At 62.3% G+C, this 24,777-nt stretch carries 16 protein-coding genes; 10 read left to right on the plus strand and 6 right to left on the minus strand.

Translation table 11 applies throughout. The features are described from left to right. Positions 1 to 156: 156 nt before the first annotated feature. Positions 157 to 2,493: a peptidoglycan glycosyltransferase PbpC gene (gene pbpC / locus ACZRMS_RS00005; RefSeq protein ID WP_463993570.1), complete on the minus strand. Its 2,337-nt coding sequence runs from the start codon at positions 2,491 to 2,493 to the stop codon at positions 157 to 159. A 91-nt stretch (positions 2,494 to 2,584) separates the two neighbouring features. On the opposite strand from pbpC, the gene ACZRMS_RS00010 reads away from it, so the two are divergent. Next, complete coding sequence (locus ACZRMS_RS00010) at positions 2,585 to 2,878, plus strand: hypothetical protein (protein ID WP_463993571.1); 294 nt, start codon at positions 2,585 to 2,587, stop codon at positions 2,876 to 2,878. A 118-nt stretch (positions 2,879 to 2,996) separates the two neighbouring features. On the opposite strand, the gene ACZRMS_RS00015 is transcribed toward ACZRMS_RS00010, so the two are convergent. Further along, entirely contained in the window at positions 2,997 to 7,886 is a 4,890-nt protein-coding gene (locus ACZRMS_RS00015) for an alpha-2-macroglobulin family protein (RefSeq protein WP_463993572.1), read from the minus strand. Positions 7,887 to 8,134: 248 nt separating this feature from the next. On the opposite strand from ACZRMS_RS00015, the gene ACZRMS_RS00020 reads away from it, so the two are divergent. Beyond that, positions 8,135 to 9,481 (plus strand): MATE family efflux transporter, encoded by a 1,347-nt coding sequence (locus ACZRMS_RS00020; protein ID WP_463993573.1) that lies wholly within the window; start codon positions 8,135 to 8,137, stop codon positions 9,479 to 9,481. Positions 9,482 to 9,560: 79 nt separating this feature from the next. Here ACZRMS_RS00020 and speA read toward each other — a convergent pair whose 3' ends face one another. From speA to ACZRMS_RS00040, 4 genes are all read right to left on the minus strand, one after another. Then, positions 9,561 to 11,480, minus strand: a complete 1,920-nt coding sequence (gene speA / locus ACZRMS_RS00025) for an arginine decarboxylase (protein ID WP_463993574.1) — start codon at positions 11,478 to 11,480, stop codon at positions 9,561 to 9,563. Between the two features lie 206 nt (positions 11,481 to 11,686). Continuing rightward, positions 11,687 to 12,058, minus strand: a complete 372-nt coding sequence (locus ACZRMS_RS00030; protein WP_463993575.1) for a translation initiation factor Sui1 — start codon at positions 12,056 to 12,058, stop codon at positions 11,687 to 11,689. Between the two features lie 309 nt (positions 12,059 to 12,367). Further along, positions 12,368 to 12,913, minus strand: a complete 546-nt coding sequence (locus ACZRMS_RS00035) for an NUDIX hydrolase (RefSeq protein ID WP_463993576.1) — start codon at positions 12,911 to 12,913, stop codon at positions 12,368 to 12,370. Between the two features lie 4 nt (positions 12,914 to 12,917). Continuing rightward, complete coding sequence (locus tag ACZRMS_RS00040) at positions 12,918 to 13,985, minus strand: DUF2333 family protein (protein ID WP_463993577.1); 1,068 nt, start codon at positions 13,983 to 13,985, stop codon at positions 12,918 to 12,920. 240 nt (positions 13,986 to 14,225) lie between these two features. On the opposite strand from ACZRMS_RS00040, the gene ACZRMS_RS00045 reads away from it, so the two are divergent. From ACZRMS_RS00045 to ACZRMS_RS00080, 8 genes are all read left to right on the plus strand, one after another. After that, a complete protein-coding gene (locus tag ACZRMS_RS00045; RefSeq protein ID WP_463993578.1) occupies positions 14,226 to 15,896 on the plus strand; it encodes a diguanylate cyclase in 1,671 nt (556 codons plus the stop codon). A gap of 971 nt (positions 15,897 to 16,867) precedes the next feature. Continuing rightward, positions 16,868 to 17,911 carry a methyl-accepting chemotaxis protein gene (locus ACZRMS_RS00050; protein ID WP_463993932.1) on the plus strand — a complete coding sequence of 348 codons (1,044 nt, stop codon included), beginning with the start codon at positions 16,868 to 16,870 and terminating at the stop codon, positions 17,909 to 17,911. 156 nt (positions 17,912 to 18,067) lie between these two features. Then, positions 18,068 to 19,834 carry a protein-disulfide reductase DsbD gene (locus ACZRMS_RS00055; RefSeq protein ID WP_463993579.1) on the plus strand — a complete coding sequence of 589 codons (1,767 nt, stop codon included), beginning with the start codon at positions 18,068 to 18,070 and terminating at the stop codon, positions 19,832 to 19,834. A gap of 130 nt (positions 19,835 to 19,964) precedes the next feature. Then, positions 19,965 to 20,420, plus strand: a complete 456-nt coding sequence (gene aroQ / locus ACZRMS_RS00060; RefSeq protein ID WP_048360251.1) for a type II 3-dehydroquinate dehydratase — start codon at positions 19,965 to 19,967, stop codon at positions 20,418 to 20,420. Between the two features lie 25 nt (positions 20,421 to 20,445). Further along, positions 20,446 to 20,904, plus strand: a complete 459-nt coding sequence (gene accB / locus ACZRMS_RS00065; protein WP_048360252.1) for an acetyl-CoA carboxylase biotin carboxyl carrier protein — start codon at positions 20,446 to 20,448, stop codon at positions 20,902 to 20,904. Between the two features lie 17 nt (positions 20,905 to 20,921). Beyond that, positions 20,922 to 22,280: an acetyl-CoA carboxylase biotin carboxylase subunit gene (gene accC / locus ACZRMS_RS00070; RefSeq protein WP_048360253.1), complete on the plus strand. Its 1,359-nt coding sequence runs from the start codon at positions 20,922 to 20,924 to the stop codon at positions 22,278 to 22,280. A 285-nt stretch (positions 22,281 to 22,565) separates the two neighbouring features. Then, complete coding sequence (prmA, locus tag ACZRMS_RS00075) at positions 22,566 to 23,444, plus strand: 50S ribosomal protein L11 methyltransferase (RefSeq protein WP_463993580.1); 879 nt, start codon at positions 22,566 to 22,568, stop codon at positions 23,442 to 23,444. A gap of 30 nt (positions 23,445 to 23,474) precedes the next feature. Continuing rightward, entirely contained in the window at positions 23,475 to 24,713 is a 1,239-nt protein-coding gene (locus ACZRMS_RS00080) for a DUF3426 domain-containing protein (RefSeq protein ID WP_463993581.1), read from the plus strand. Positions 24,714 to 24,777: the final 64 nt, after the last annotated feature.

Genomic DNA, 24,777 nt, shown 5'->3' on the forward strand with positions numbered 1-24,777 from the left:
TGAATGATCGCGCGCTCTTCAACGCTGAGTTCGGAATAGGACATAGGGGCAGCACCGTACCGGAAAGGTCAGGTGTTGCACTCAGTTTTCGCGGCCGCCCTAATTAACAGTCTGTTAGTTGATGTTTTTCCCGGTGCGCGCACTGTCGCGGCGATTTTAATCCACCACGCTGAATTCAACCCGTGCGGTGTGCCCGCTTTCGTCGAGCACACTGAGTTCATAACGCCCGGTCTGTTCCAGAGTGGCCGTGAGCGCCTCTTGCTGTGCACTGTCGCCCAACGGGGCGCCGTTGAGAAACCACCAGCGCCGACCGTCCCCACCCAGGGCCGATAACGACAGCCGCAACCAGGCCTGGCTTGCAGCCGGGCGGCGCAGACGGTCGCCATCGCGCACGCCGACAATCGATAACGGTGTGACCGAGTTCAACGGCGGTGGCGGGCATTGTGTCGAAGCCGGCGGCAACCGCGCCTCACGCCGTTCGACCCGGGGCAGCCACGGCTCAAGCGGTGCGGGCCATAGCGCCACTTCGCGCATCTGCGCCCCTGGGCATTGCGGGCCCACGCGCAGGCCTTGCGGGTTGACCCGGATGTTTTCCCTCAGGCCTGAGCCCAACGGCTGGTCGGCGGCGAGCAAGGTTGGCGGTGTGGTGTGATCCAGGGTCCAGGCAAAGCGTTGACGACGACAGTCGGGATCATTCCTGTTCATGGGCTGCCCCAAAGGCCAGCAAATGGCAGCCACCCCGACGCTGCCCGGCACCGCCTGTACCGGCGCGACAATACCCCGCTGGCTGTCGCGGTTGCTCAGCACATCGTGCACTTGCAGCATCAACGGCGCGGCCGACGCCAGGCCAAACTGGCCCGGCACCGGAGTGCCATCCGGGCGGCCGATCCACACGCCGATCAAATAGCGCGGCCCCACCCCGATCGCCAGTGCATCACGAAAGCCATAACTGGTACCGGTCTTCCAGGCCAGCAGCGGTCGCTGTACCAGCTCGGCTTTCGGGTCGCGGTCAGGGCGCGCCTGGCCACTGAGGATGCGCCGGATGATCCACGCCGCGCCCGGCGACAGCATGCGCCGCTCGTGCAGTTCATCTTGCGGTTGCAGGCGCAAACTGGCGCTGCGCCCCTCTCGCGCCAGGGCGCTGTAACCACTGACCAGGTCCTCCAGCCGGCTGCCGGCGCCGCCCAGAATCAACGCCAGATTGGGCTCGGCCAGTGCCGGCAAACTTAACGCCACACCGCCGTTACGCATATCGGCAGCAAAGCGCTTGGGGCCGTATGCCTCAAGCAACTGCACGGCGGGCAAATTGAGCGAAGTGACCAGCGCCGCACTGGCCGAGACCGGCCCGCTGAAGCCCATCGAGAAGTTGCCCGGCCGGTAGTCGCCATAGCGCCGCGGCACATCCTGCAACAGCGACTCGGAGTGGATCAGCCCGGCGTCCATGGCCATGCCATACAAAAACGGCTTCAGGGTGGAGCCGGGCGAGCGCATGGCGGTGATCATGTCGACATGGCCAAAGCGGCGCGCATCGTTGATGTCCACCGAGCCCAAATACGCGCGCACCGCCATGCTTTCGGTTTCGACCACCACGATGGCGGCCGAGGTGTGATCGGGTAAACGGGCACGCCAGCCCAGCAGTAAATCTTCGAGACGGCGCTGCAGGTTGGCATCCAGGGTGGTGCGAATCAGCGGCGGGCTGTCGGGGCGGTTGAGCCTGCGCGCCAGCAACGGTGCCAGGCTCGGTTCCAGTCGTGGCGCCAGCAACAGCGGCTCTTCCAGCGCCTCATCCACTGCCGGTTGCGGCCACACCCGATACTCGGCCAATCGGCGCAGTACCTTGTCCCGCGCCACTTGTGCCCGCCCCGGATGGCGATCGGGGCGCAGCCGGCTCGGCGCTTGTGGCAACACCGCCAGCAGCGCGGCCTCGGAATGGGTGAGCTGCTGCGGCGACTTGCCCAGATAGGCCCAACTGGCCGCCGCCACGCCTTGCAGGGTGCCGCCAAACGGGGCGCGGTTGAGGTACAGGGTGAGAATCTGGTCCTTGGACAGGTGCCATTCAAGCTGCGCGGTGCGCCACAGCTGGCGCAACTTGCCGGGCAGCGTGCGCTCATGGGGGTCGAGCAAACGCGCAACCTGCATCGACAACGTACTGCCGCCCGATAACACCCGCCCGCCCGTGAGGTTTTGCCAGGCCGCACGGCCCAGCGCCAGGGGGTTGACCCCCGGGTGCCGGTAGAACCAGCGGTCTTCGTAGGTCAGCAAGGCATCCAGATACAGCGGCGAAACTTCATTGACCTGCACCGGGTAGCGCCACACGCCGTTGGCGTCGGCAAACCGCCACAGCGGCGTGCCGTCTTCGGCAAGGACCACGCGGGCCAGATCATCCCGGGGCAAGGGCAACGGCCAGATCCTGTCGGCCAGCCACAGCAAGGCGCACGCCAGCAGCAAACCGCCGGCCGTCCTGCCCAGATTTTTTTTGATCCCTGCCCTCACAGACACTTACTCGCTACGCAACTTACGGCATGGATAGATGCCTGATGTGTATATCTGGCACAGTGGCCACCTTACTCATCGGAACATGACCATGCACGTCGAAAGTTTTATTGGAAATCTTGGCCTGTGGCTGGGCACGCTGGTTCGTTTTATCGTCGAGACCCTGAGCGGCCTGTTCGGTGCCATCACCGAGGCGGGCGGCAACTTTATCGACGGCATGGCCCGTGCACTGGGCATGGACACCTCCATCATCAGCATTCTGGTATTGATTGCCGGCCTGCTGTTTTTGTACAACGCGGTGCGCGCCTTCATGCGCGCCTCGATCTTCGGCGGCGTGATCTGGATGCTGCTGGGGCTGTGGGTGTTGAGCTGGATCATCACCTGAGCACAGCGTAATCCACTGTGGGAGCCAGCCTGCTGGCGATGCAGGCGACCCGGTCTGCCTGACTCACCGCAGCGATGCTTTCGCTGGCAAGCCAGCTCCCACAGTTATTCCACCGGCTTTATCGCCCCTTGATCACCATCTCGCCTGGCGTGTCGCCCACGGCCTGCCAGTTGGGGCGGTACATCGACTCCACTTGCGGCGGCGGAACGCGGTAGGTGCCCGGGGTTACCGCGCGGGCCAGGTACAGCAAATGCGTGGTGCCATAGCCATCCAGTTTCAGCGCTGCCACATAACGATCATCCCGGTATTCCTGGTGCTGCACGCTGGCGTTCTGCATCGACTCGCGCCATTGCTTGACCTGGGTGCTGGCGTTTTCAAGGCTGGCTGCGCTCTGGCCCAGGTTCTGGTTCTCCAGTTCCAGGCCCGCCGGCAGCAAGTCCACCACTAACGCGTCCGGCACCTGCTGCTTGGCCGTCACGGCCAGATGCACCAGCACCAGATCACCGCTTTTGAGCGCCTTGATGTCCAGCGGCTCGCCGTTCATGCCCAGATAATCACGACGAATGCTCATGTTCTGACCGCCCGCCGCCGGCGCCTGCTGTGGATAACCCGAAATGGTCAGCTGTTGATAAATCGGCGTGCTGCCTTCATTGCGCAAGGTCAAGGGTGACGCCAGCAACGGCCCTTCGAGCTTGAGACCCGACTGGGCGTTGTTCAGCTCGCGGGTCTGACTGCCACTGGTAAGCTGCGCCGACCAGTCTTTTTCGGGGGTGCTCAACAGATCGCGACCGGCGAGGAACAGCGAGTTGCGCTCCTGGGTCGACAACCATTGGCTTGCTGCCAGTTGATCCGACAGGTCGAACAAGCGTTGCTCGCGCTGGCCGCTCATCAGGTTGTTCTCTTCCAGCAAGGCCAGAATCAGGGCCTGATCACGCAGCGGGCTGCCGTAGTCGCCCAGCCATTGATCGGCCTTGCGGGTGACGGCCAGGCCTGCCACCAGGGCCTGATCAGCACGGGGCTGGTCGCCCATTTTCTGCAGGGCAATGGACAACTGCACCAACGGCAGGCCGGAACGGGCATCGCTGCGCCGTTCGAAAATGCTGCGCAACGCCCCCAGCGGCGCTTGCTGGCTGCGCGCCAGAACCATCGCGGCATAGGCCTGCACCGCAAAACGGGTGTGATCGAGGTTTTCGCTGTAGTCGGCTTCGATCAGGTTGCGTTCCTGCACATAGCGCAGCAAGCGCTCGCTGGCTTTTTTCAATGCCTCGGGCGGCACGGCGTAGCCCTGATCGCGGGCGCGCAGCAGGAAGTCGGTGACATAGGCCGTCAACCAATATTCTTCCTGACCGTCCGCCCCCCACAGACCAAAGCTGCCGTTGTAACGCTGCATGCCCAGCAGGCGCTCGATGCCCAGCTCGATTTTGCGTTTGCGCTCGGTGTCGGGCTCGCCTTCCAGGCCCAGGCGCTTGAGCAGGGCCGCATCGGCATACAACGCCGGATACAGGCCGCTGGTGGTTTGTTCAGAGCAGCCATACGGGTAGGCCTTGAGTGCGCGAATCTGCTCGCCCAGGTTCAGCGGCGGGCGGCTCGACAGGCTGAGCAGGGCTTCCCGCCCGGCCGGCTCAAAGGCTTGCAGCTCGGTGTCGGGCAGGCTCCACGGCTGATCGTTCAGAACGGTGCGGTAATGCTTGAGCAAGGCCGGGTACGCCGGGCGAACGCCCAGGGTCCACTCACGGGTGAACGGTGCCAGGGTTTCGCCCGGCAGGTCGAGGCCGTTGACTGTGACCTTGACCTGACCCACGCCAAACCCGCCCAGCGCCTTGACCGGAATCTGCAAGGTGCTGCGCTGGCCGGGGCTCAGGGTTACGTTTTGCGTCGCGTCGCCCAGCAGGCTCAGTTGGCCTTCGGTAGTGAGCTGCACCTGCAGCTTTTGCGGTTTGTCGGTGAGGTTGGACAGGTCCAGTGCCAGCTTCGTCTCGTCGCCACCGGCCAAAAAGCGCGGGGCGGCCAGCTCGGCCACCAGCGGTGCGGCGACTACGGTTTTGGCCTCGGCCATGCCGTAGCGATCATCGGTCCAGGCCTGGGCCATCAAGCGCAGCTCGCCATTGAAGTCGGGGATATTCACACTGACTTCGCCTTCGCCCTGCTCGTTGAGCGTCACCGGCGCGCTCTGCAGCGCCACGATGGTCACGCTGGTGGCCGGACGCTTGCCGCCCTTGGCCAGCGCCGCATCACCGCCAAATGCCAGGCTGGCCAAACGGCCCTGCCCGGCTTCGATCAGTTGCCCGTAGATATCCAGCTGGTCAGCGCCATAGGCCTTGCGCCCAAACAGGCTGGCGTAAGGGTCCGGGGTCGGGTAGTCGGTGATATTGAGCACGCCCGCATCCACGGCCGCCAGCAGTACGTGGGCCTGCTTGGGAATGCTGCCATCCGCGTTTTTGGCGTGGATCTTCACCGTCAGGGGCTGCTTGGGACGCATTTTTTCCGGTGCGTCGAGGGTCAGCGCCAACTTGCGCTGGCTGCGATCGATCGGCAGGTGCAGTACGCCGACAGCACGCTTGGGGGTGATGTTGGTCTTGCGCTCGCCGGGACGGATCACCAGGGCGCTGATATACAGGTCGTGGCGGGCCCAGCTCGGGTCCAGCCTGATGTCGAAGGTCTTGCCTTCGGCAGGCACTTCGATCTCTTCCCACCACAGCGGGCCGTCGCTGCCTTCAACCAGCAAATAACCCTTGCCCGCCGACGGTGGCGTGACCGTCACTTTGGCCGTGTCGCCATCGGCATACGCCGCCTTGTCCAGTGCCAGCTTGACCTGGTCAGGGCGCACGGCGCCGCCTTCGGCGTTGTCCTGGGCGCGGTAACCGGCCCAGAAACGCAGGCTGCTGATCAGGCCTGTTTCCGGGTCTTCAACTTCAACACGGTAAGGGCCCCACTCCACCGGAAAGCTGACCTTGGCGGTTTCGCCAGCCTTGAGGCTGAGGGTTTCTTCGTTGAGGTTGAGGAATTTCTCGTTGTAGTGATAGCTCCAGCCGTCGTTGTCCGAGTAGTTCCAGTAGTAATCGCGGCGCTCGCGCACCAGCCGTACCTTGAGGTTCTCGGCGGCCAGTTTGTTGCCTTGACTGTCGGCTACCAGCAGCTCAAATGCCACCGGACCATCGCCGTCGGTTTCAGTGCCCTCGAACAACCCGCGTAGCCCGGGCATGCGCTCTGCCGGCCATACCGGCTGCACCAGGCGCCGGGTAATCGGCCGCCCCCCGGACTCTTGCAAACTGGCCTGCACAATCAGTTGCAGCGGAGATTTGGCATCGCTCCACTGGCTTTCAAGGCTGATGGTTTCTTTGCCTTCGGCGTTCAGTACGCTTTCGTCCAGTTCCAGGTCCTGGGTCAGTTCGGTTTCTGTTACCGAACCAAACTCATAGCCCGGCAAGGCGCTGACCGCTTCACGCAATGGCCGCACATAAACCTGCCCGCTCAAGCGATTGCCGGCGGCCGGGGCACCATACAGGTAACGGCCCGTCACCTGGATTTCAGCCGTTTGTTCAGGGCTCAGCGGTGTGTCGCTGCCCTTAAGCTCCAGCGCCATGCGCTCGGGCAGGAAGTCTTCGACCAAAAACTCATACAGCTGCGGCTTGCCGTCACCAAAATCGAACACCAGCTGCCAGCGCCCGGTCGGAGCTTCGGCGGCCAGTTGCAGCGGGTACTGATAGAACCCCGACGCATCCGGCGTCCAGACAAACTTGCGGCTGACCTGCTCGTCCGGGCGACGCACTTCAACGCTGACCGGCTGCGGCTTGACCGGGTTGCCGTCGCGGTCGCGGAGCAAGGCATTGAGCAGCACGGTTTCGCCGGGGCGATACAGATCACGCGGGCCAAACACAAAGAACTGCAACGGATGCGCCTGCGGGCCACCGATATCAAATTCGGCCAGGTCCAGCGCCGCCGTGTTCAAACGCAGCAGGCTGGTCTGATCGCCCTGGCGCGCCACCAGCACTTCGGCCTTGGGTGGCAGTGCCAGTTCTGCGTGGCCATCTTTGCCGGTTTTGCCCTGACCGAGCATCCGGCCTTTGCCATCGAGCAGTTCCAGCTCAACGCCGGCCAATGCAGTGCCGCCTTCCAGGGCTTGGGTGAAGACATCCAGGCGCTTCTGATAGCGATGCACCGAAAGGCCGATATCACTGAGGGTGAACAAGGTGGCGGGGGTCGAATAGTTGTAACTGCCCGATGCTGTCATCACCGCCAGGTAGACACCCGGCTGCTGCAACGGTTTGATCCCGGAAGTCGGCAAGATCAGGGTTTCACGGGTATTGCGCGCCGGGTTCAGGTCGAAGCGGCCCGCATACACCATGTCGGCCATGCTCAGCAGGTCCTTGGCTTCGTAGCTCTGCAGGCTGCTGTTGCGGCCCCACTGGCTGAGAAACGCCGGCAGCGACTCGGGCTTGACCCGAAAGAACTCAACGTCAACCTTGTCGACATTCAACGCAATCACCGGCAGGCCTTCGGCCAGGCGGGTCGGCAGCAAATTGCCACGGCTGGCGAAACCGACCGTGGGTTGCAGGTCACGGGTTTCCAGGCGGCTGATGTACTCGGCCGCGAGTTTGGCGTCGTTGACGGCACGCAGGCCAGGGTCGACGGTGAGGATCAGTTTGCGCTGGGGCTCAAGATGGCGCAGGCGCAGTTCCATCAGGTTGTCCGAGAGCTCCCAGGCACCATCGACCTTGCCGGTTTTGGCGTCAACCAAGTGCAGTTTGTCGGCGAAGTTCTGCTGTGGGTCCAGTGGCACCGAGAAACTCACGGACAAGGTGCTGGCCCCGTCCAGCTGTATTTCGGACACATCCACCACGCTCAACTCGCGCCCGGCATAGCGCTCGGCCAGCGCCTTGACGTCCTGCGCCGGCCTGGCCGGCTGGCTCGCTTCAACCGTCGGCACAGCAGGTTTGTCGATGCTCGAAGAGTCGCAAGCGCTCAGCAGCGCCAGCGTGCAAGCCAGGAACAGTCCTTTGTTAAGCATGGTGTACTCATTGACTAGGCATTGAAGGGGTCGACTATATAACAGCGCGCCATGAACCACAGGCGCACTGGTCAGATTGACTGTGGAACAGGGGGTTGGTTCTCCCCCGCAGATGCTGGCCCGGCTTTTGGGTGGGAGCGGGCTTGCTCGCGATGGCATCACTGCAGCCAACCGATCAGACCGCGTTGTCTGCATCGCGAGCAAGCCCGCTCCCGCAGGTTACAATCACGCTCCCCAAAGGAGCCTGCATGTCTTCCCTATTAGCTGACTGGCGTGACCGCCCGACCCATCGCCGGGTGTGGGCGCTGGCGGCGCCGATGATTTTGTCGAATATTTCTGTACCCCTGGTGGCGCTGGTCGACAGTACGGTGATCGGCCACTTGCCCCACGCCCATCAGTTGGGCGCCGTGGCCGTAGGTGCCAGCATGTACATCTTCCTGGCCTGGATGATGGGCTTTTTACGCATGGGCACCACCGGCTTTTCCGCCCAGGCCGCCGGCCGCGGGGATGGCACGGCGTTACGGCAGATCCTGGTGCAGGGCTTGCTGCTCAGTGTGCTGCTGTCGATGCTGCTGGGGGCGATCGCCACCCCTTTCAGCGCCGTGGCGCTGAGTGTGATGCAACCCTCGGCCGAGTTGCATGAGCTGAGCCTGAACTTCTTCCATATCCGACTGTTTGGCCTGCCGGCGGCGCTGGCCAGCTATGCACTGGTGGGCTGGTTTCTGGGCACGCAAAACGCCCGGGCACCCCTGGCGATCCTGCTGACCACCAACCTGGTCAACATCGCGCTGAACCTGTGGTTTGTACTGGGTCTGGACTGGGGCGTGGCCGGCTCGGCGCGGGCGTCGGTGATTGCCGAGTGGAGCGGCGCCCTGCTCGGTCTGTGGCTGACTCGCGGTGCACTGCGCAAATTTCCGGGCACGCTGGTGCTGGCCGCCCTGGGCGTTTGGCACAACTGGAAGCCGCTGCTGGGGGTTAACCGCGATATTTTTATCCGCAGCCTGATGCTGCAGTTGGTGTTTTTCTCCATCACCTTGCAAGGCGCGCGGCTGGGTGATGCCACGGTCGCGGCCAATGCGCTGCTGCTCAACGGTTTGCTGTTGGCCGCCCATGCCCTGGACGGTCTGGCTCACGCCGTCGAGGCACTGTGCGGGCATGCCATCGGCGCCCGTGATCGCAATGCCTTGCGCCGTTCGATGGTGGTGGCCTGCGGCTGGTCGTTGCTGGCCAGCGTGGTCTTTGCGTTGTTGTTCCTGTTTGGCGGGCATCTGTTTATCGAGATGCAGACCGACATTCCGAGCGTGCGCGAAACCGCCTTCCAGTACCTGCCGTATCTGGCACTGCTGCCGCTGATTGCGGTGTGGAGTTATTTGCTCGACGGCCTGTTTATCGGCGCCACCCGTGCCCGGGAAATGCGCGATGCGATGCTGATCAGCGTGGTCATCGCCTTCCCCGCCGCCTGGGCGCTGCACGGCTCTGGCAACCATGGGCTGTGGGTAAGTTTTCTGCTGTTTATGGTGCTGCGCAGCCTGACTCTTGGCATGTATGCGTGGCGGATGCAGCGCAAGGACCAGTGGTTCACTGCCCGGGCATGACCTTTCAGGCAAAAAAAAACGCTGACCCCTGCAATGCACAGGTCAGCGTAGTTCAGTCAACGAGGACTGTGCCGGGCAATCAGTGGCTCGACAGGTACGACGAACGGGTCAGGCCCAGACGCAGCGCGTCCAGGTACTGGGTACGTTCCTTGGCGCTGATGTTGGCGCTGGCCACTTTGTCACGGTAGTGATTCATCAACTCTTCGGGCGACAAGTGCACGTAGCGCAGCATGTCTTCGATGGTGTCGTGAGTCTCGATACCGGCGTGATAAACGCTGCCATCTGCATTCTGGTAGATGTTCACCGAGTCGGTGTCACCGAACAGGTTGTGCATGTCGCCCAGGATTTCCTGGTAGGCGCCCACCAGGAAGATGCCCAGCAGGTAGTCTTCGCCTTCGTTCAGCCCGTGAACCGGCAGGCTGGTTTCGATGCTCTGCTCGTCAACGTATTGCTTGATCTTGCCATCGGAGTCGCAGGTCAGGTCTTGCAGTACGGCGCGGCGCAGCGGCTCTTCATCCAGACGGTGCAACGGCAGGATCGGCAATACCTGGCCAATCGCCCAGGTGTCCGGCAGGCTCTGGAACACCGAGAAGTTGCAGATGTACTTGTCTGCCAGCTTGTCGTTGAGTTCGTCGAGCACCTGGCGATGGGAACGCTGACGGGCTTTCAACGAGTTGTGCAGGCGACGGCACACAGCGAAGTAGCACTGCTCGGCCAGGGCTTTTTCGGCCAGGTTGATTTTGCCGTCGGCGTACTGGGAAGCGATATCGCTCATGTAGTGCGTGGCACGCCAGTAAGTCTCGGTGACCATTTCAATGTCGGTCGGACCCAGCAGATCAACCAGCCACTGCACGGTTTCAGGCAGGCTTTCCTTGTTCTCGATCAGCGGCACGTCGTCGTTGTGTTTCTCGACGTCGGTCACTTGCACCACCAGCATGGCGTGGTGCGCGGTCAAGGCACGGCCGCTCTCGGAGAAGATGTGCGGGTGCGGCAGGCTTTGCGCGTCACAGAACTCCTTGAGCATGCCCACTACAACACCGGCGTAGTCGTCCATGTCGTAGTTGATCGAGCTGGCGTTGCGCGAGTGCGTGCCGTCGTAGTCCACGCCCAGACCGCCGCCCACGTCGATGTGGTCAACCGGCAGGCCCAGGTTGCGCAGCTCGCCGTAGTAACGGATCGCTTCTTTAAAACCGTGCTGGTAGTCCGCCAGGTTGGCGATCTGCGAGCCCATATGAAAGTGCAGCAGGCGGATGCCCTGATCCAGGCCGGCAGCGCGGAAGCGCTCGACCACAGACAGCAATTGCGCGGCAGACAGACCGAATTTGGATTTCTCGCCGCCGGTGTCAGCCCACTTGCTCGATGCCAGGGACGACAGACGCACGCGCAGGCCCACTTGCGGCTTGACCTTGAGCGAGGCGGCTTCTTCGATCACCAGGTCTACTTCGGATTCTTTCTCGATCACGATGAAGACGTTGTGGCCCAGCTTCTGGCCCATCAGTGCCAGACGGATGAACTCGCGGTCCTTGTAACCGTTGCAGACGATGGTGCCGCCCTTGGGGGCCAGCGCCAGCACGGCCAGCAGCTCAGGCTTGGAGCCGGCTTCAAGGCCAATCGACACGTCTTTGGTGGCGATGATGTTCTCGATCACCGCTTCTTGCTGGTTCACCTTGATCGGGTATAGCGCGGTGTACTTGCTCTGGTATTCCAGGCGTTCGATGTTGGAATCGAAGGCGCCGGTCAACTGACGTACACGGTCTTGCAGGATATCCGGGAAACGCACCAGCAACGGCAAGGACAAACCGCTGGTCTTGCGCAGTTCGTCGACTTGCTCGTACAGGTCGATGGGCGAGCTGTTCGGGCCGTTCGGACGGACTTCTACGCGACCGGCTTCATTGATCGCGAAATACCCGGCCCCCCAATGACGAATCCCATAAACGCTGCGGCTGTCCGCAACTGTCCATTGGCTGCCATCGTCTTTGCGTGTGCGTCGTACGGACATCGAAGTCCCCTATAAATAAGTCAAATAGCCCAGCCTGAAAGCAGGCTGGCGCAGTCTAAAGTGTGAAAGTGACGATTAGTCAGACCCTGACAACAGCGCCGAGTTTAGAAACCCGTGATAACAGGCTCTGTGAAAACCATGGCGAGCACAATCTGGCAGGCCCTTCAGGCGCCAGATCAGCTATGCGGTGGTTTTCACAGAGGCTGCTAGCCGCCGGACTTCCTGGCTTTGAACCCGTGTTTGACCAGCTCGGCCAGCAGCAGTTCGACGTGGTCGCCCTGGATCTCGATGATGCCGTCTTTCAACGCGCCACCGGTGCCGCAACGTTTTTTCAACGCCGTGGCCAGGTCTTTGAGCGCGTCTTCGGCCAGCGGTACGCCGGTGATGGTCGTCACCGTCTTGCCGCCACGGCCTTTGCTTTCGCGACGCACGCGGGCAATGCCATCACCTTCGGGGATCAGGGTTTGTTTGCAGGTACAGGCGTCCACCGGCTGGCGACAGTCCGGACAGTGACGACCTGCGTCGGTGGAAAATACCAGGCCACCAAGGGCGGCGAAGGATGCGGCTTTTTTGGCCACCGGCAATCCTCATTCGGAGGACAAATAATTGGCCGGTGCATGACGCTGCTGCGCCAAGGTGTACCGACCGCGAAGCCCCACTCTGGCAGGGGCAGCGCAACTCAGGGGGAAAACCGCCTGAGCCTGAAAAAGGTCGCGCAGTGTAACGACAAAATCGCTGCTGCCCAATAGCCAATCGGCGGCAATTTTCAAAGCTGCAACCCCGAACTTGTGGGAGCGGGCTTGCTCACTATGGGATCGCTGCGGTGTAACTGAAAAACCGGGGCGTCTGAATCGCGAGCAAGCCCGCTCCCACAGGGGGAAAAGGGGTTAATTGGGCGTTTTGATCTGGGCCAGATAGCGCTTGAGCGCATCCAGCGAATCAGGGCAGTACTCCTGTTGCGTGCTCAAGTGCAGCGCCTCGTCCAACGGCATGAAGCAGGCGTTCTGGACTTCTTCGGGCTGCACGTGCAACGGCCCGTCCCACACAGCCGAAAACACCGCGCACCACAGGTGGTTGTGTTCACCTTCAAAGTAAAACCGCTCATGGGCCGTCAGCGCTACGCCACTCACGCCCAGTTCCTCTGCCAGCTCACGGGCCGCTGATTCGGCGTAGCTCTCATCCACGCCCACCATGCCGCCCGCAGCCACATCCCAAAACCCGGGATAAAGCGCTTTGCTCAGGGTGCGCTGATGCACACACAGCTCGCCGGCAGAGTTGAACAGAAGGATAAAAGTGCCGCGCCCGATCAGCCCCCGCTCTCGCAATTGCTGACGGGGCAAGCCGCCCAACCGTTGATCATCACGATCAACCCAGGCCACCATTTCCAGATCAGAGGCCGCACGGTGTGCGGCCTCCAGCGCTGAAATAGGCATCAACTCAGCCCTGGGACAACAATTGGCGCAGGTCCATGACCGCCGCGTTGGCGCGGGATATGTAGTTGGCCATGACCAGCGAGTGGTTGGCCAGCACGCCATAGCCGCTGCCATTGAGGATCATCGGGCTCCAGACCGGCTCCTGAGCCGCTTCCAGCTCACGAATGATCTGGCGCACGCTGACCGTGGCGTTCTTTTTGGCCAGCACGTCAGCAAAGTCGACTTCGATGGCGCGCAGCAAGTGCGACAGGGCCCAGGCCTGGCCGCGGGCTTCGTAGAACACGTTGTCGATCTGCATCCACGGTGTTTCGACCACTTCCTCATCAACCACCGGCACCTGGCCCGGTTGCAGGCTTTCGGTTTTCAGCGCGCTGTTGAGCTTGACCCGCCCGACGCTGGCCGACAGGCGTTGCGACAAGGAACCCAGACGGGTCCCCACATCGCCCAGCCAGTTGTTCAGGTTGTCGGCGCGGGCATAGAACAGGGCGTTTTTCTGATTCGGATCAGACAGGCGCGCCTGATAGCGGCTCAGGGAGTTGATGCCTTCCTGGTACTCGGACTCGGTGGACGGCAGCATCCAGCTTTTATTGTCGAAGTTGAAACGCGGCTCGGCCTTGGCCAGATCCGCATCTTCCGCCGACTGCGACTGCGAGCGGGCGAAGTCTTTGCGCAGGGCGCGGGTCAGGTCGCGCACCTGGACCAGCACGCCGTATTCCCAACTTGGAATGTTGTCCAGAAAGATCCCGGGCGGGAAACGGTCGTTGGACAGGTAACCGCCCGGCTTGTTGAGCAACGTACCGGCAACGCTCTTGAGGGTTTCGACGGTCGTGAAGCCCGGCACCATCTGCTTGCCTTCTTTCTCGGCCGCCACCTGGGCGTTTTGCTGAACCGGGAACAGGTCCGGCTCCTGGCTCCAGTACCAGCCCACCCCCAGGCACACCAGCGCGTAGATACCCACCAGCACTGCGATCGAGCGGCTCAATAGAATGCTTTTGAAATAGCCACGCGACTGTGTCTTCGTCTCTTTGACCGACTCACGGGCACTGCCCTCACGTTTTTTCCAGTCCAGCATGGCTATATCCTTTCAAATGCTTGATTCAACGGTTCGACCACAACCCTAACCCATCGTGCCTTGCGTGCACGCTTTTTATCGGGGGGCATGTAAGCCCGGCACTATAGAACAAGCGCGCAGGCGATAGGCAATATGGCTGCCCGCCAGTTAATTTCAAGCAGAAACTCGTACATTTCAAACCAGGTGCTAGCATAGAGCCATCATTCGATCTCAGCATGCCCACCAACCAGCAGCCAGGATATGACCGAGCAAGAAGACCCCAGTCGCGAACGCCTGAAAAACCACTTTGCCCAGCGGGTCACGCATCAGGCACGCCAGATCCTTGAGATATGGCAACGGTTACTGGCCAATGAATGGTCCCCCGCAGGGCTGACCGAGCTCAACGACGCCAACTTGCGCCTGCTGCGTTTTGCCGAGCGGTTCGAGCAGCCCGAACACACCGAGCTGGCCCAGGCCATCAATGTTGCGCTGCAAGACATGGCGGCCAATCACAGCCGCCTGAGCAGCCCGATCATCACCGAGCTCAACCGCCTGATGCAGCGCCTGTCGCGCACGGGCCTGCGCCAGGGCGACCTGATGGCCCACATCTGCCTGCCGCCGCTGCGCAAGCCGGTGTACATCCTGCTGCACGATCTGGAGCGCGCCGAGCGACTGGCCAGGCAACTGGAGTTTTTCGAACTCAGCGCCCGGGCGTTCTGCGATTTGACGACTTTCCGCCACGCCATGGCCGAGCGCCATCCGGCCGCCATTGTGATGGACGTTGACTTCTGCGGCCCCGGCCGGGGCCTGGAACTGGCTGCCGAGGCCCAGATCGGCCTTGAGCAGAAACTGCCGCTACTGTTCTTCAGCCTGCATGAAACCGACACCCCGACCCGCCTGGCCGCCGTGCGCGCAGGCGGGCAAGCGTTTATGACCGGTACCCTCGAAGCCTCCAGCCTGATGGAGAAAATCGAGGTCCTGACCTGCGTCGCGCAGTACGAGCCCTATAAAGTGCTGATCATTGACGACTCGCGGGCCCAGGCCCTGCATACCGAACGCCTGCTCAACAGTGCCGGGATTGTCACCCGCACGCTGATCGATCCGATTCAGGCCATGGCCGAGCTGGCGGAGTTTCAACCTGACCTGATCATCCTCGACATGTACATGCCCACCTGCACCGGCACTGAACTGGCCAAGGTAATTCGCCACAACGACCGCTACGTCAGCGTGCCGATCATCTACCTGTCGGCCGAAGACGACATGGACAAGCAGCTCGATGCCATGAGCGAAGGCGGCGACGACTTCCTGACCAAACCCATCCAGCCGCGCCATCTGATCACCACCGTGCGCAACCGCGCCGCCCGCGCCCGCCACCTCAAGGCGCGGATGGTGCGTGACAGCCTGACCGGGCTGTACAACCACACCCATATCCTGCAACTGCTCGAAGACTGCACCTTTCGCGCCCGCCGCGAGAATCGCCCGCTGAGCTTTGCGATGCTTGACCTGGACCACTTCAAACACGTCAACGATGGCTACGGCCACCCGATGGGCGACCGGGTGATCAAAAGCCTCGCGCTGTTCCTCAAGCAGCGCCTGCGCAAAACCGACTTTATTGGCCGATACGGCGGCGAAGAGTTTGCCATTGTGATGCCGGACACCGATGAAGAGTCGGCCTATAAGGTGCTCAACCAGATCCGCCAACGCTTTGCCGAGATTCACTACCCCGCGCAGCCCGCAGACCTGTCGTGCTCATTCAGCGCCGGCGTGGTGCAAATGCAGGGCGACGCGGACAGCCTGCAAATGGCCTCCCAGGCTGACGAAGCGCTGTACCGTGCCAAACATAATGGCCGCAATCAGGTGCAGCATTTCCATCAGACAAGGCCAAGTGCCACTATTTGTGCCGAATTGCTGGAATCCGTCACACCGCTGTAACCCAAGTGCAATAACTTTTGCCGCTTCTTACTGTGTAGTAGGCAAAAACCCACATGCGCCTGAAGCTGCTAACCAACCTCAACACCCTGTTGCTGGTCGCCGTGTGCCTCGCCCTGGGCGCAACCTTGTGGTGGTCGCAACAGGCGCTGGAACGCCCTTTCCTTTTGATGGAGCGCTATTTGAGCCTGTCGCAGCAGTTCCAGAATAACGTCGCGCGCAATATCGAGGACTACCTCGCCAGCGGCGATGCCGTGCGCCTGAGCGATGCCAACAGCGCCCTCGAATCCCTCAAGACCGGGCTCGGGCCTTTGCCGCCGGCACTGGCCGATGCATTGCGTCCCAGCCTTGAGAACCTGAGCACCTACAGCAATACCGAACTGCTGGCCGCCGGTAAACTGGCCGGCGACCCGCAGGCCCTGCTGCTGCAGGCCGAGCGCGAATTGGGCGCCAGCCTCGAACAGTTCGGCCAATACGCCAGCGACGCGGCTTCAGCCGAGGCCCGGGCCTATCTGCCCTTGCTGCTGACAGCCTCGCAACACCTGGCCAAGCTGTCCCTGAGCCGCGACAAACTGGTCAGCAGCGGGCGCAGCGAGCTTGCCGGTGATGTGGAGCGCGAGCTGGACGGCATTGAGCGCCAGGCCCGGCAAATCGACAGCCTGCCCTTGCTCGGCGTGAGCAGCAACAGCGCCTCGGGCACCGACGACTTTGCCGCAATGATGGGCCTTGAATCCACCGCAACGGCCCAGGCCGAGGACGCCGGGGTTGGCCTCAAGCGCGAACTCAACAACCTGCTGAGCCGCTACCCGGCAGAGCTCAAACGCACCCAGGCCCAAATCGGGCAACGCAGCCAGCTCAGCGCTGCCACCCACCTCAAACTCGACGCCGTCCAGCAGGCCATCGCCGGACTGGAACCCGTGGTGCGCGCCCAGCATGGCCAGATCCAGAATGAAGTGCGGCTGATTCAGGGGCTGATGATTGGCCTGATCCTGTTGATCGCGCTGCTGATCGACACCCTGCAGCGCAAACTGGCGCGGGTGCTGACGTATCTGGCACCGCTGCTGTCGACCTGGGCCGAAGGCGACTTCAGTCGCGACATCCAACTGGGCAAGACCAACCGCGAACTGCGTGACATCGAGTCCTCCCTCAACCGCCTGCGCACCTACCTGGTGAACCTGGTGGGCACCCTGCGCCTGAATGCCGAACAGGTGGCCGGCAGCAGCCAGACCCTGGCCGAACTGAGCACCGGCCTGCACGGCGGCGCAGAGCGCCAGGCCGGTGACACCGCGCAAATCCGCGACGCGCTGGGCGAGCTGGAGGCGACTATTTCCCAGGTCGCAGGCGATGCCAGCCAGGCCGCCGATGCCAGCCGCAGCGCAGGACTGGCCGTGGCCCAGGGGCAGCGCGTGATTGGCCAAAGCCTGACCGGGCTGCACGCCCTGGTGGGGGAAGTGCAGGGCAACGCGCAAACCATCGAACGCCTGGCCGAAGAGTCGGCCACCATCGGCGGCGTATTGACCGTTATTCGCTCCATTGCCGACCAGACCAACCTGCTGGCGCTCAACGCCGCCATTGAAGCGGCCCGCGCCGGTGAAATGGGCCGCGGTTTTGCGGTGGTCGCCGAAGAGGTGCGCTCACTGGCCCAACGTACCGCGGGCGCCACCAACGAGATCCAGACCCTGATTGCCGGGCTGCAACTGGCCGCCCGTCAATCGGTTGAAGGCATACGCGCACAAGTGACCCACGCCCAGGCCACTGCCCGGCAGGCCCAGGCGGCGGATGGCGCACTGGATGAAATTGTCGGGGCGATCGCAACCATCTCGGACACCGCCGTGCGCATTGCCGACGTCACCGCCCAACAGACCGGGGCCGTCAGCGAGATCCGCGATCACAGCGAACGCATCCACGTGCTGGGCGACGAAAACCTGCAACGCATCGGCATTGCCCGTGATCAAAGCCAGCAGTTACTGACGCTGGGGGCCGAGCTCAATACTGCCGTGCAGGCGTTTCGGGTGTAAGCCGCCCCCCTTGTGGGAGCGGGCTTGCTCGCGATGCAGACGACTCGGTCTACCTCCATGACCACGGTGATGCAATCGCGAGCAAGCCCGCTCCCACACCCCCACATACCCATGCACCGCGCTATCATGCCCCCACGTTTGATCTGCGAGAGACCTATGCGCCGCCTGTTTTTGATTCTGTGTTTGCTGTTTGCCGTTCCCGCCATGGGCGCCGGGCTGCTGGATAACCGCCCCAGCGCAACCTTGGGCGCGATCAATAACAGCAGCGATTTTTTGCCGGTGCGCGAAGCGTTCAAGCTGAACCTGATCGACAGCCCCCCCGAGACGATCAAGCTGCGCTTTGTGCCCACCGAAGGCTATTACCTGTATCGGCACAAGTTCGGCTTCAAGACCGAGCCCGCCGACATCGCCCTCGGCACACCTCAATTGCCGCCCGGCGAGGCCAAGCACGACGAGTACTTTGGCGACGTCGAGGTCTATCACGGCATTCTCGATGTGGATATTCCACGCCCGACCAACGATCAGCGCCCGTTTACCCTGGTGGTCACCTATCAAGGCTGCGCCGACAAGGGTTTGTGCTACCCGCCCGAAACCGAACGCCTGAACATCGATGGCGCCGCAGCCCCGGCCGACAGCGCCCCCGCCACCTCGTGGAGCTGGCGTGAGCTGGCACTGTTTTTCCTCGCCGGGATCGGCCTGACATTCACCCCGTGCGTACTGCCGATGCTGCCGATCCTGTCAGGCGTGGTGTTGCGCGGTCAGGTGGGCGGGCTGCGCGGGTTCAGCCTGTCGCTGGCCTATGTGCTGCCGATGGCCGCCTGTTTTGCCCTGCTGGGTGCACTGATGGGCATGTTCGGCGCACAACTCAACCTGCAGGCGCGCCTGCAATCGGTATGGGTACTGGTGCCGTTCGCGCTGTTCTTCGGGATTTTTGCCCTGGCCATGTTTGGTGTGTTCGAGCTGAAGTTGCCGCAAGCCATCAGCAACCGCCTCGACCGCGTCGCCAATCGCACCCAGGGCGGCTCGCTGTGGGGGGCCGCCGTACTGGGCGTGGTCTCCAGCCTGCTGGTTTCGCCCTGCGTGTCCGCACCGCTGGCCGGGGCCTTGCTCTACATCAGTGCCAGTGGCGATGCGCTGGGCGGCGGCTTGAAGCTGTTCGCCCTCGGCCTGGGCATGGGCGCGCCGCTGCTGCTGGTGGCCACCGGTGGCGCCGCCTGGCTGCCGAAAAGCGGTCCGTGGCTGGTCAGCGTGAAAAACGCCATCGGCGTGTTGCTGCTCGGCCTGGCTATCGGTCTGCTCAGCCGCGTGCTGCCGGGATCGGTAACGTTGCTGTTGATCGGCTTGCTGGCGGTAGGCGTGAGCCTGTTTCTGGGCACCCTGGAGTTCGCCTGCAAGGCCCCGCGCCAGCGGCTGGCGCAACTGCTGGGGCTGTTTTTGCTGGTCTACGGGCTGGCCTGCTGGTACGGCGCCCTGAGCGGTCAAAGCGATCCGTTCAACCCCATCGGCCACTCGCAGCCCGCCACTGCGGCCGTGACCGCCACCGAGCAAGCGACCGGCCACTGGCTCACCGTCAGCACCCCGGCCGAGCTGGACAGCGCGCTGGCCCGGGCCAAGGCTGCCGGCCAGCCGCTGTTACTGGACTGGTACGCCGACTGGTGCATCAGCTGCAAAGTGATCGAGCACGAAGTGCTGAACAACCCCCGGGTACTGGAGTTGCTCAAGGGTTACCGGCTGGTGCGTTTCGATATCACCGCCAGCAATGCCGAGCAACGCGCCCTGCTCGATCAGTACAAATTGTTCGGCCCGCCAGCGCTGATGTTCTTTGGCAAAAACGGCACCGAAAAAAGTGACCAGCGGGTCATTGGCGAGATCAATGCAGCGGACTTCGCCGAACGTGTCGCCAACGCGAATGACCAGATCTAGAGCCTTGGTCACAAACTTTGCGCGAACATCGGGCATCGTGCTGGCTATTGCAGTTAACTGGACAGCGAATCCGCTTTTCGGCATAGTCGCCCGGCACTGACAACTGCACTCAGATAATAAGGAACAGCAGATGGCGACTTTCCTGGTTCTTCACGGCCCCAACCTGAACCTGCTCGGCACCCGCGAGCCGGGCGTCTACGGCGCAACTACCCTGGCGCAAATCAATCAGGATCTGGAACAAAGGGCCCGTGATGCGGGGCACCATCTGCTCTACCTGCAAAGCAATGCCGAGTATGAATTGATCGACCGGGTCCATGCCGCACGCAATGAAGGCGTGGACTTCATTCTGATCAACCCGGCTGCTTTTACCCACACCAGCGTGGCATTACGTGACGCGCTGCTGGCGGTGAGCATCCCATTCATCGAAGTGCATTTGTCTAACGTGCACAAACGCGAACCTTTCCGCCATCACTCCTACTTCTCCGACGTTGCGGTAGGTGTGATCTGCGGCCTTGGCGCCAGCGGTTATCGACTGGCCTTGGAGGCCGCCCTGGAACAGCTTGAACTACAAGCTAAACGCCCCTGACAGACCCATTGGGAGTTGACGATTCATGGATATCCGTAAAGTTAAGAAACTGATCGAGCTGCTGGAAGAGTCCGGCATCGACGAGCTGGAAATCAAAGAAGGCGAAGAGTCCGTACGCATCAGCCGCCACAGCAAGACTCCAGCGCAACAGTTCTACGCGCCGGCTCCAATGCAAGCGCCTGCCGCTGCTCCAGTTGCTGCCGCTCCGGTTGCCACTGTGACCGAAGCGCCTGCTGCTCCAAAACTGAACGGTTTTGTGGTCAAGTCGCCAATGGTCGGTACGTTCTACCGCACCCCGGCACCAACTTCGCCTGCCTTCGTTGAAGTTGGCCAGACCGTCAAGGTCGGCGACACCATTTGCATCGTTGAAGCGATGAAAATGATGAACCACATCACGGCCGAAAAAGCCGGTGTTATCGAATCCATCCTGGTAGAGAACGGTCAGCCGGTTGAATTCGACCAACCGCTGTTCACCATCGTTTGAACCACGGGGAGCCAACGATGTTGAAGCCTCAGAAGCTGGAAAAAGTCCTGATCGCCAACCGTGGCGAGATTGCTTTGCGCATCCTGCGGGCGTGCAAGGAAATGGGGATCAAGACCGTCGCGGTGTACTCCACTGCCGACAAAGAGCTGATGCACCTGGGCCTGGCAGACGAAACCGTCTGCATCGGTCCCGCACCGGCCAACCTGTCTTACCTGCACATTCCGGCCATCATCGCGGCCGCCGAAGTCACCGGCGCCACGGCGATTCACCCGGGCTACGGCTTTTTGGCTGAAAACGCCGATTTCGCCGAGCAAGTCGAAAAATCCGGCTTTGCCTTCATCGGCCCGAAAGCCGACACCATTCGCCTGATGGGCGACAAGGTTTCGGCCAAGCACGCCATGATCGCTGCAGGTGTGCCAACGGTTCCAGGTTCTGACGGCCCTCTGCCTGAAGACGAAGAAACCGCGCTGCGCATCGGTCGTGAAGTCGGCTACCCGGTGATCATCAAGGCCGCTGGCGGCGGCGGTGGTCGCGGCATGCGCGTTGTGCACCGTGAAGAAGACCTGATCGAAGCCGCCAAGCAGACTCGCGAAGAAGCCGGCGCCTGGTTCAGCAACCCGATGGTCTACCTCGAAAAATACCTGACCAACCCACGTCACGTGGAAGTCCAGGTAATTTCCGATGGCCAGGGCAATGCGATCCACCTGGGCGACCGCGATTGCTCGCTGCAACGTCGTCACCAGAAGGTTCTGGAAGAAGCTCCGGCACCGGGCATCGACGAAACCGCACGCGCCGAAGTTCTGGCTCGCTGCGTCAAGGCGTGCGTCGACATCAACTACCGTGGCGCGGGCACTTTCGAGTTCCTGTACGAAAATGGTCGCTTCTACTTCATCGAGATGAACACTCGTGTGCAAGTAGAGCACCCGGTGTCCGAAATGGTCACTGGCATCGACATCCTCAAAGAGATGTTGAGCATCGCGGCAGGCAACAAGTTGTCCTTCACCCAGGCTGACGTGAAAATTCACGGTCACTCGCTGGAATGCCGGATCAACGCTGAAGACCCGGCGACGTTCATGCCGAGCCCAGGCATGGTCAAGCACTTCCACGCACCGGGCGGCAACGGCGTTCGCGTCGATTCGCACCTGTACAGCGGCTACAAGGTTCCGTCCAACTACGACTCCCTGATCGGCAAGCTGATCACCTGGGGCTCGACCCGTGACGAAGCCATGGCGCGCATGCGCAATGCCCTGGACGAAATCGTGGTCGACGGGATCAAAACCAACATCCCGCTGCACCGCGATCTGGTGAATGACGAAGGCTTCTGCAAAGGCGGCGTCAACATTCACTACCTGGAACACAAACTGGCTAACAAGTAAGTTTGATTCCTGATCAACAAAGCCGCTTTCGAGCGGCTTTGTTGTTTGCGGGAGGCTCGCAACCGCCCTTGTGGGAGCGGGCTTGCTCGCGATACAGACGACCTGGCATTGCAGGTCGACCGCAGGTGATGCCATCGCGAGCAAGCCCGCTCCCACAACAGGACAACTGCGGCTACCTGGCTTTTCATCGTTTTTGATTACCCCACCGCCAGCCCGCTCGCGTAAACTTGCGCGCTTCTCGCAGCCCGTCCGGCTGCACATTCCTATTTTTCAAAGGTGCCCGCCATGCCTTGGCTGCAAGTACGCCTCGCCATCAGCCCGGAACAAGCCGAAACCTACGAAGACGCGTTCCTCGAAGTCGGTGCCGTTTCAGTCACGTTCATGGACGCTGAAGACCAGCCGATCTTCGAACCCGAGCTCAACACCACTCCACTGTGGTCGCACACCCATTTGCTGGCATTGTTCGAAGGCGGCACCGAAGCCGAACTCGTGCTGTCCCATCTGGAACTGCTGACCGGCTCGCCCCTGCCTGAACACCACGCCGAAGTCATCGAAGACCAGGACTGGGAACGCAGCTGGATGGATAACTTCCACCCGATGCGCTTCGGCCAGCGCCTGTGGATCGTGCCAAGCTGGCACGCCGCTCCGGAACCGGACGCGGTGAACCTGCTGCTCGATCCGGGCCTGGCCTTCGGTACCGGCACCCACCCGACTACCGCACTGTGCCTGGAATGGCTCGACGGTCAGGACCTGAAGGACTGCGACGTTCTGGACTTCGGCTGCGGCTCGGGGATCCTGGCCATCGCCGCCCTGCTGCTGGGCGCCAAACAGGCCATCGGTACCGACATCGACGTGCAGGCGCTGGAAGCCTCCCGCGACAACGCCGGGCGCAACAACATCGCCCAAGAGCTGTTCCCGCTGTACCTGCCTGAAGACCTGCCTCAGGTTCAGGCCGATGTGGTGGTGGCCAACATCCTGGCCGGCCCGCTGGTTTCGCTCGCACCGCAACTGTCGAGCCTGGTCAAGCCGGGTGGCCGTCTGGCACTGTCGGGCATCCTTGCCGAACAGGGCGAAGAAGTCGCGGCGGCTTATGCCAAAGACTTTGATCTGGACCCGATTGCCAATCGCGATGGCTGGGTGCGCATCAGTGGTCGTCGGCGCTAGAATGCACGTCTGCCTAACCCGGATGGCCGCATGAGCGATAGCTTCGTTACACAGTGCCCACATTGCCAGACCAGCTTTCGCGTGCGCCACGCCCAATTGGGCATGGCTCGCGGAGTGGTGCGCTGTGGCGCCTGCCTGCAAGTGTTCAATGCTGCACAGCAACTGCTGAACCAAAGCACTGAAACAGAGCAGCCGCCTGCCGCAGCGACGCCTCCTGAGGCAACACCCGAGGCCGTCGAACCGCCTGCCGCGCCCAGGGCGGCCACCCCGGCGCCCTGGCAGAGCAGCGAACTGGACCTCGACCATCTGGATCTGGACGAAGAACTCGCCCGGCTCGAAGAGCGTGAAATCCAGCCCAGCAAAAGCTTCGGCCAGCCACACAAGGCCAAAAGCAGTTCGCTGAGCGCCAGTCGCGAAACGTCCGAGCCAGAAGAAGCCCAATGGGCTGGCAGCCTGTTCAGCGACTCTGCGGCGGATCGCGCCGAGAACGCCAAGGTGACCGGGCAAGCGGTAGAGCTCGCCAAAACCGGGCGTACCGAACCGTCGTTGTCTCTGGACCTCGACGAGCCGGACGATACCCCGCCGCTCAAGCTCTCGGTGGACGACGACCTCGACCCGCCGCTGCCGGGCGAACGCCTGTCTGCGACCGATGACGAGGACGACGAACTCCCCGGGCCGGCGCCGGCCGGCAAAGACAAGCACAAGCGCAGCGAGCCGGCCATGCGTGACGAAGCGTTGCTCGACCTGGTCGACGACCCCTTGCACCTGGACTGGCAAAAGCGTCGCACGCCCTGGGGCAAGCGCCTGCTCTGGACCCTGCTGGTGCTACTGGCCGGCGCGGCACTGGCCGGGCAATACATCGCCAATCACTTCGACGAACTGGCGCGCCAGGACCAGTACCGCCCGATCTTCCAGCAGCTGTGCCCGCAGATTGGCTGTACCGTGCCGTCCAAAGTCGATATCGACCGGATCAAAAGCAGCAATCTGGTAGTGCGCAGCCACCCCGAATTCACCGGTGCACTGGTGGTGGATGCCATCCTCTACAACCGTGCACCGTTCTCCCAGCCTTTCCCGCTGCTGGAGCTGCGCTTCGCCGACATCAACGGCAAAATGATCGCCAGTCGTCGCTTCAAACCCGGGGAATACCTGACCGGCGACTTGTCCAAGGCCGAAATGCCGCCACAAACCCCGATTCATATAGCCCTGGACATCCTGGACCCGGGCCCCAAGGCCGTGAACTACAGCCTGAGTTTTCACTCGCCCGAGTGAGCGCCGTTGCGCCTGGCCTTAGGCGTCAAGTTGCGACTTTAAAGCGAACCACCTTGTGCCTTGC

It is taken from the genome of Pseudomonas sp. B424, from assembly GCF_055408345.1.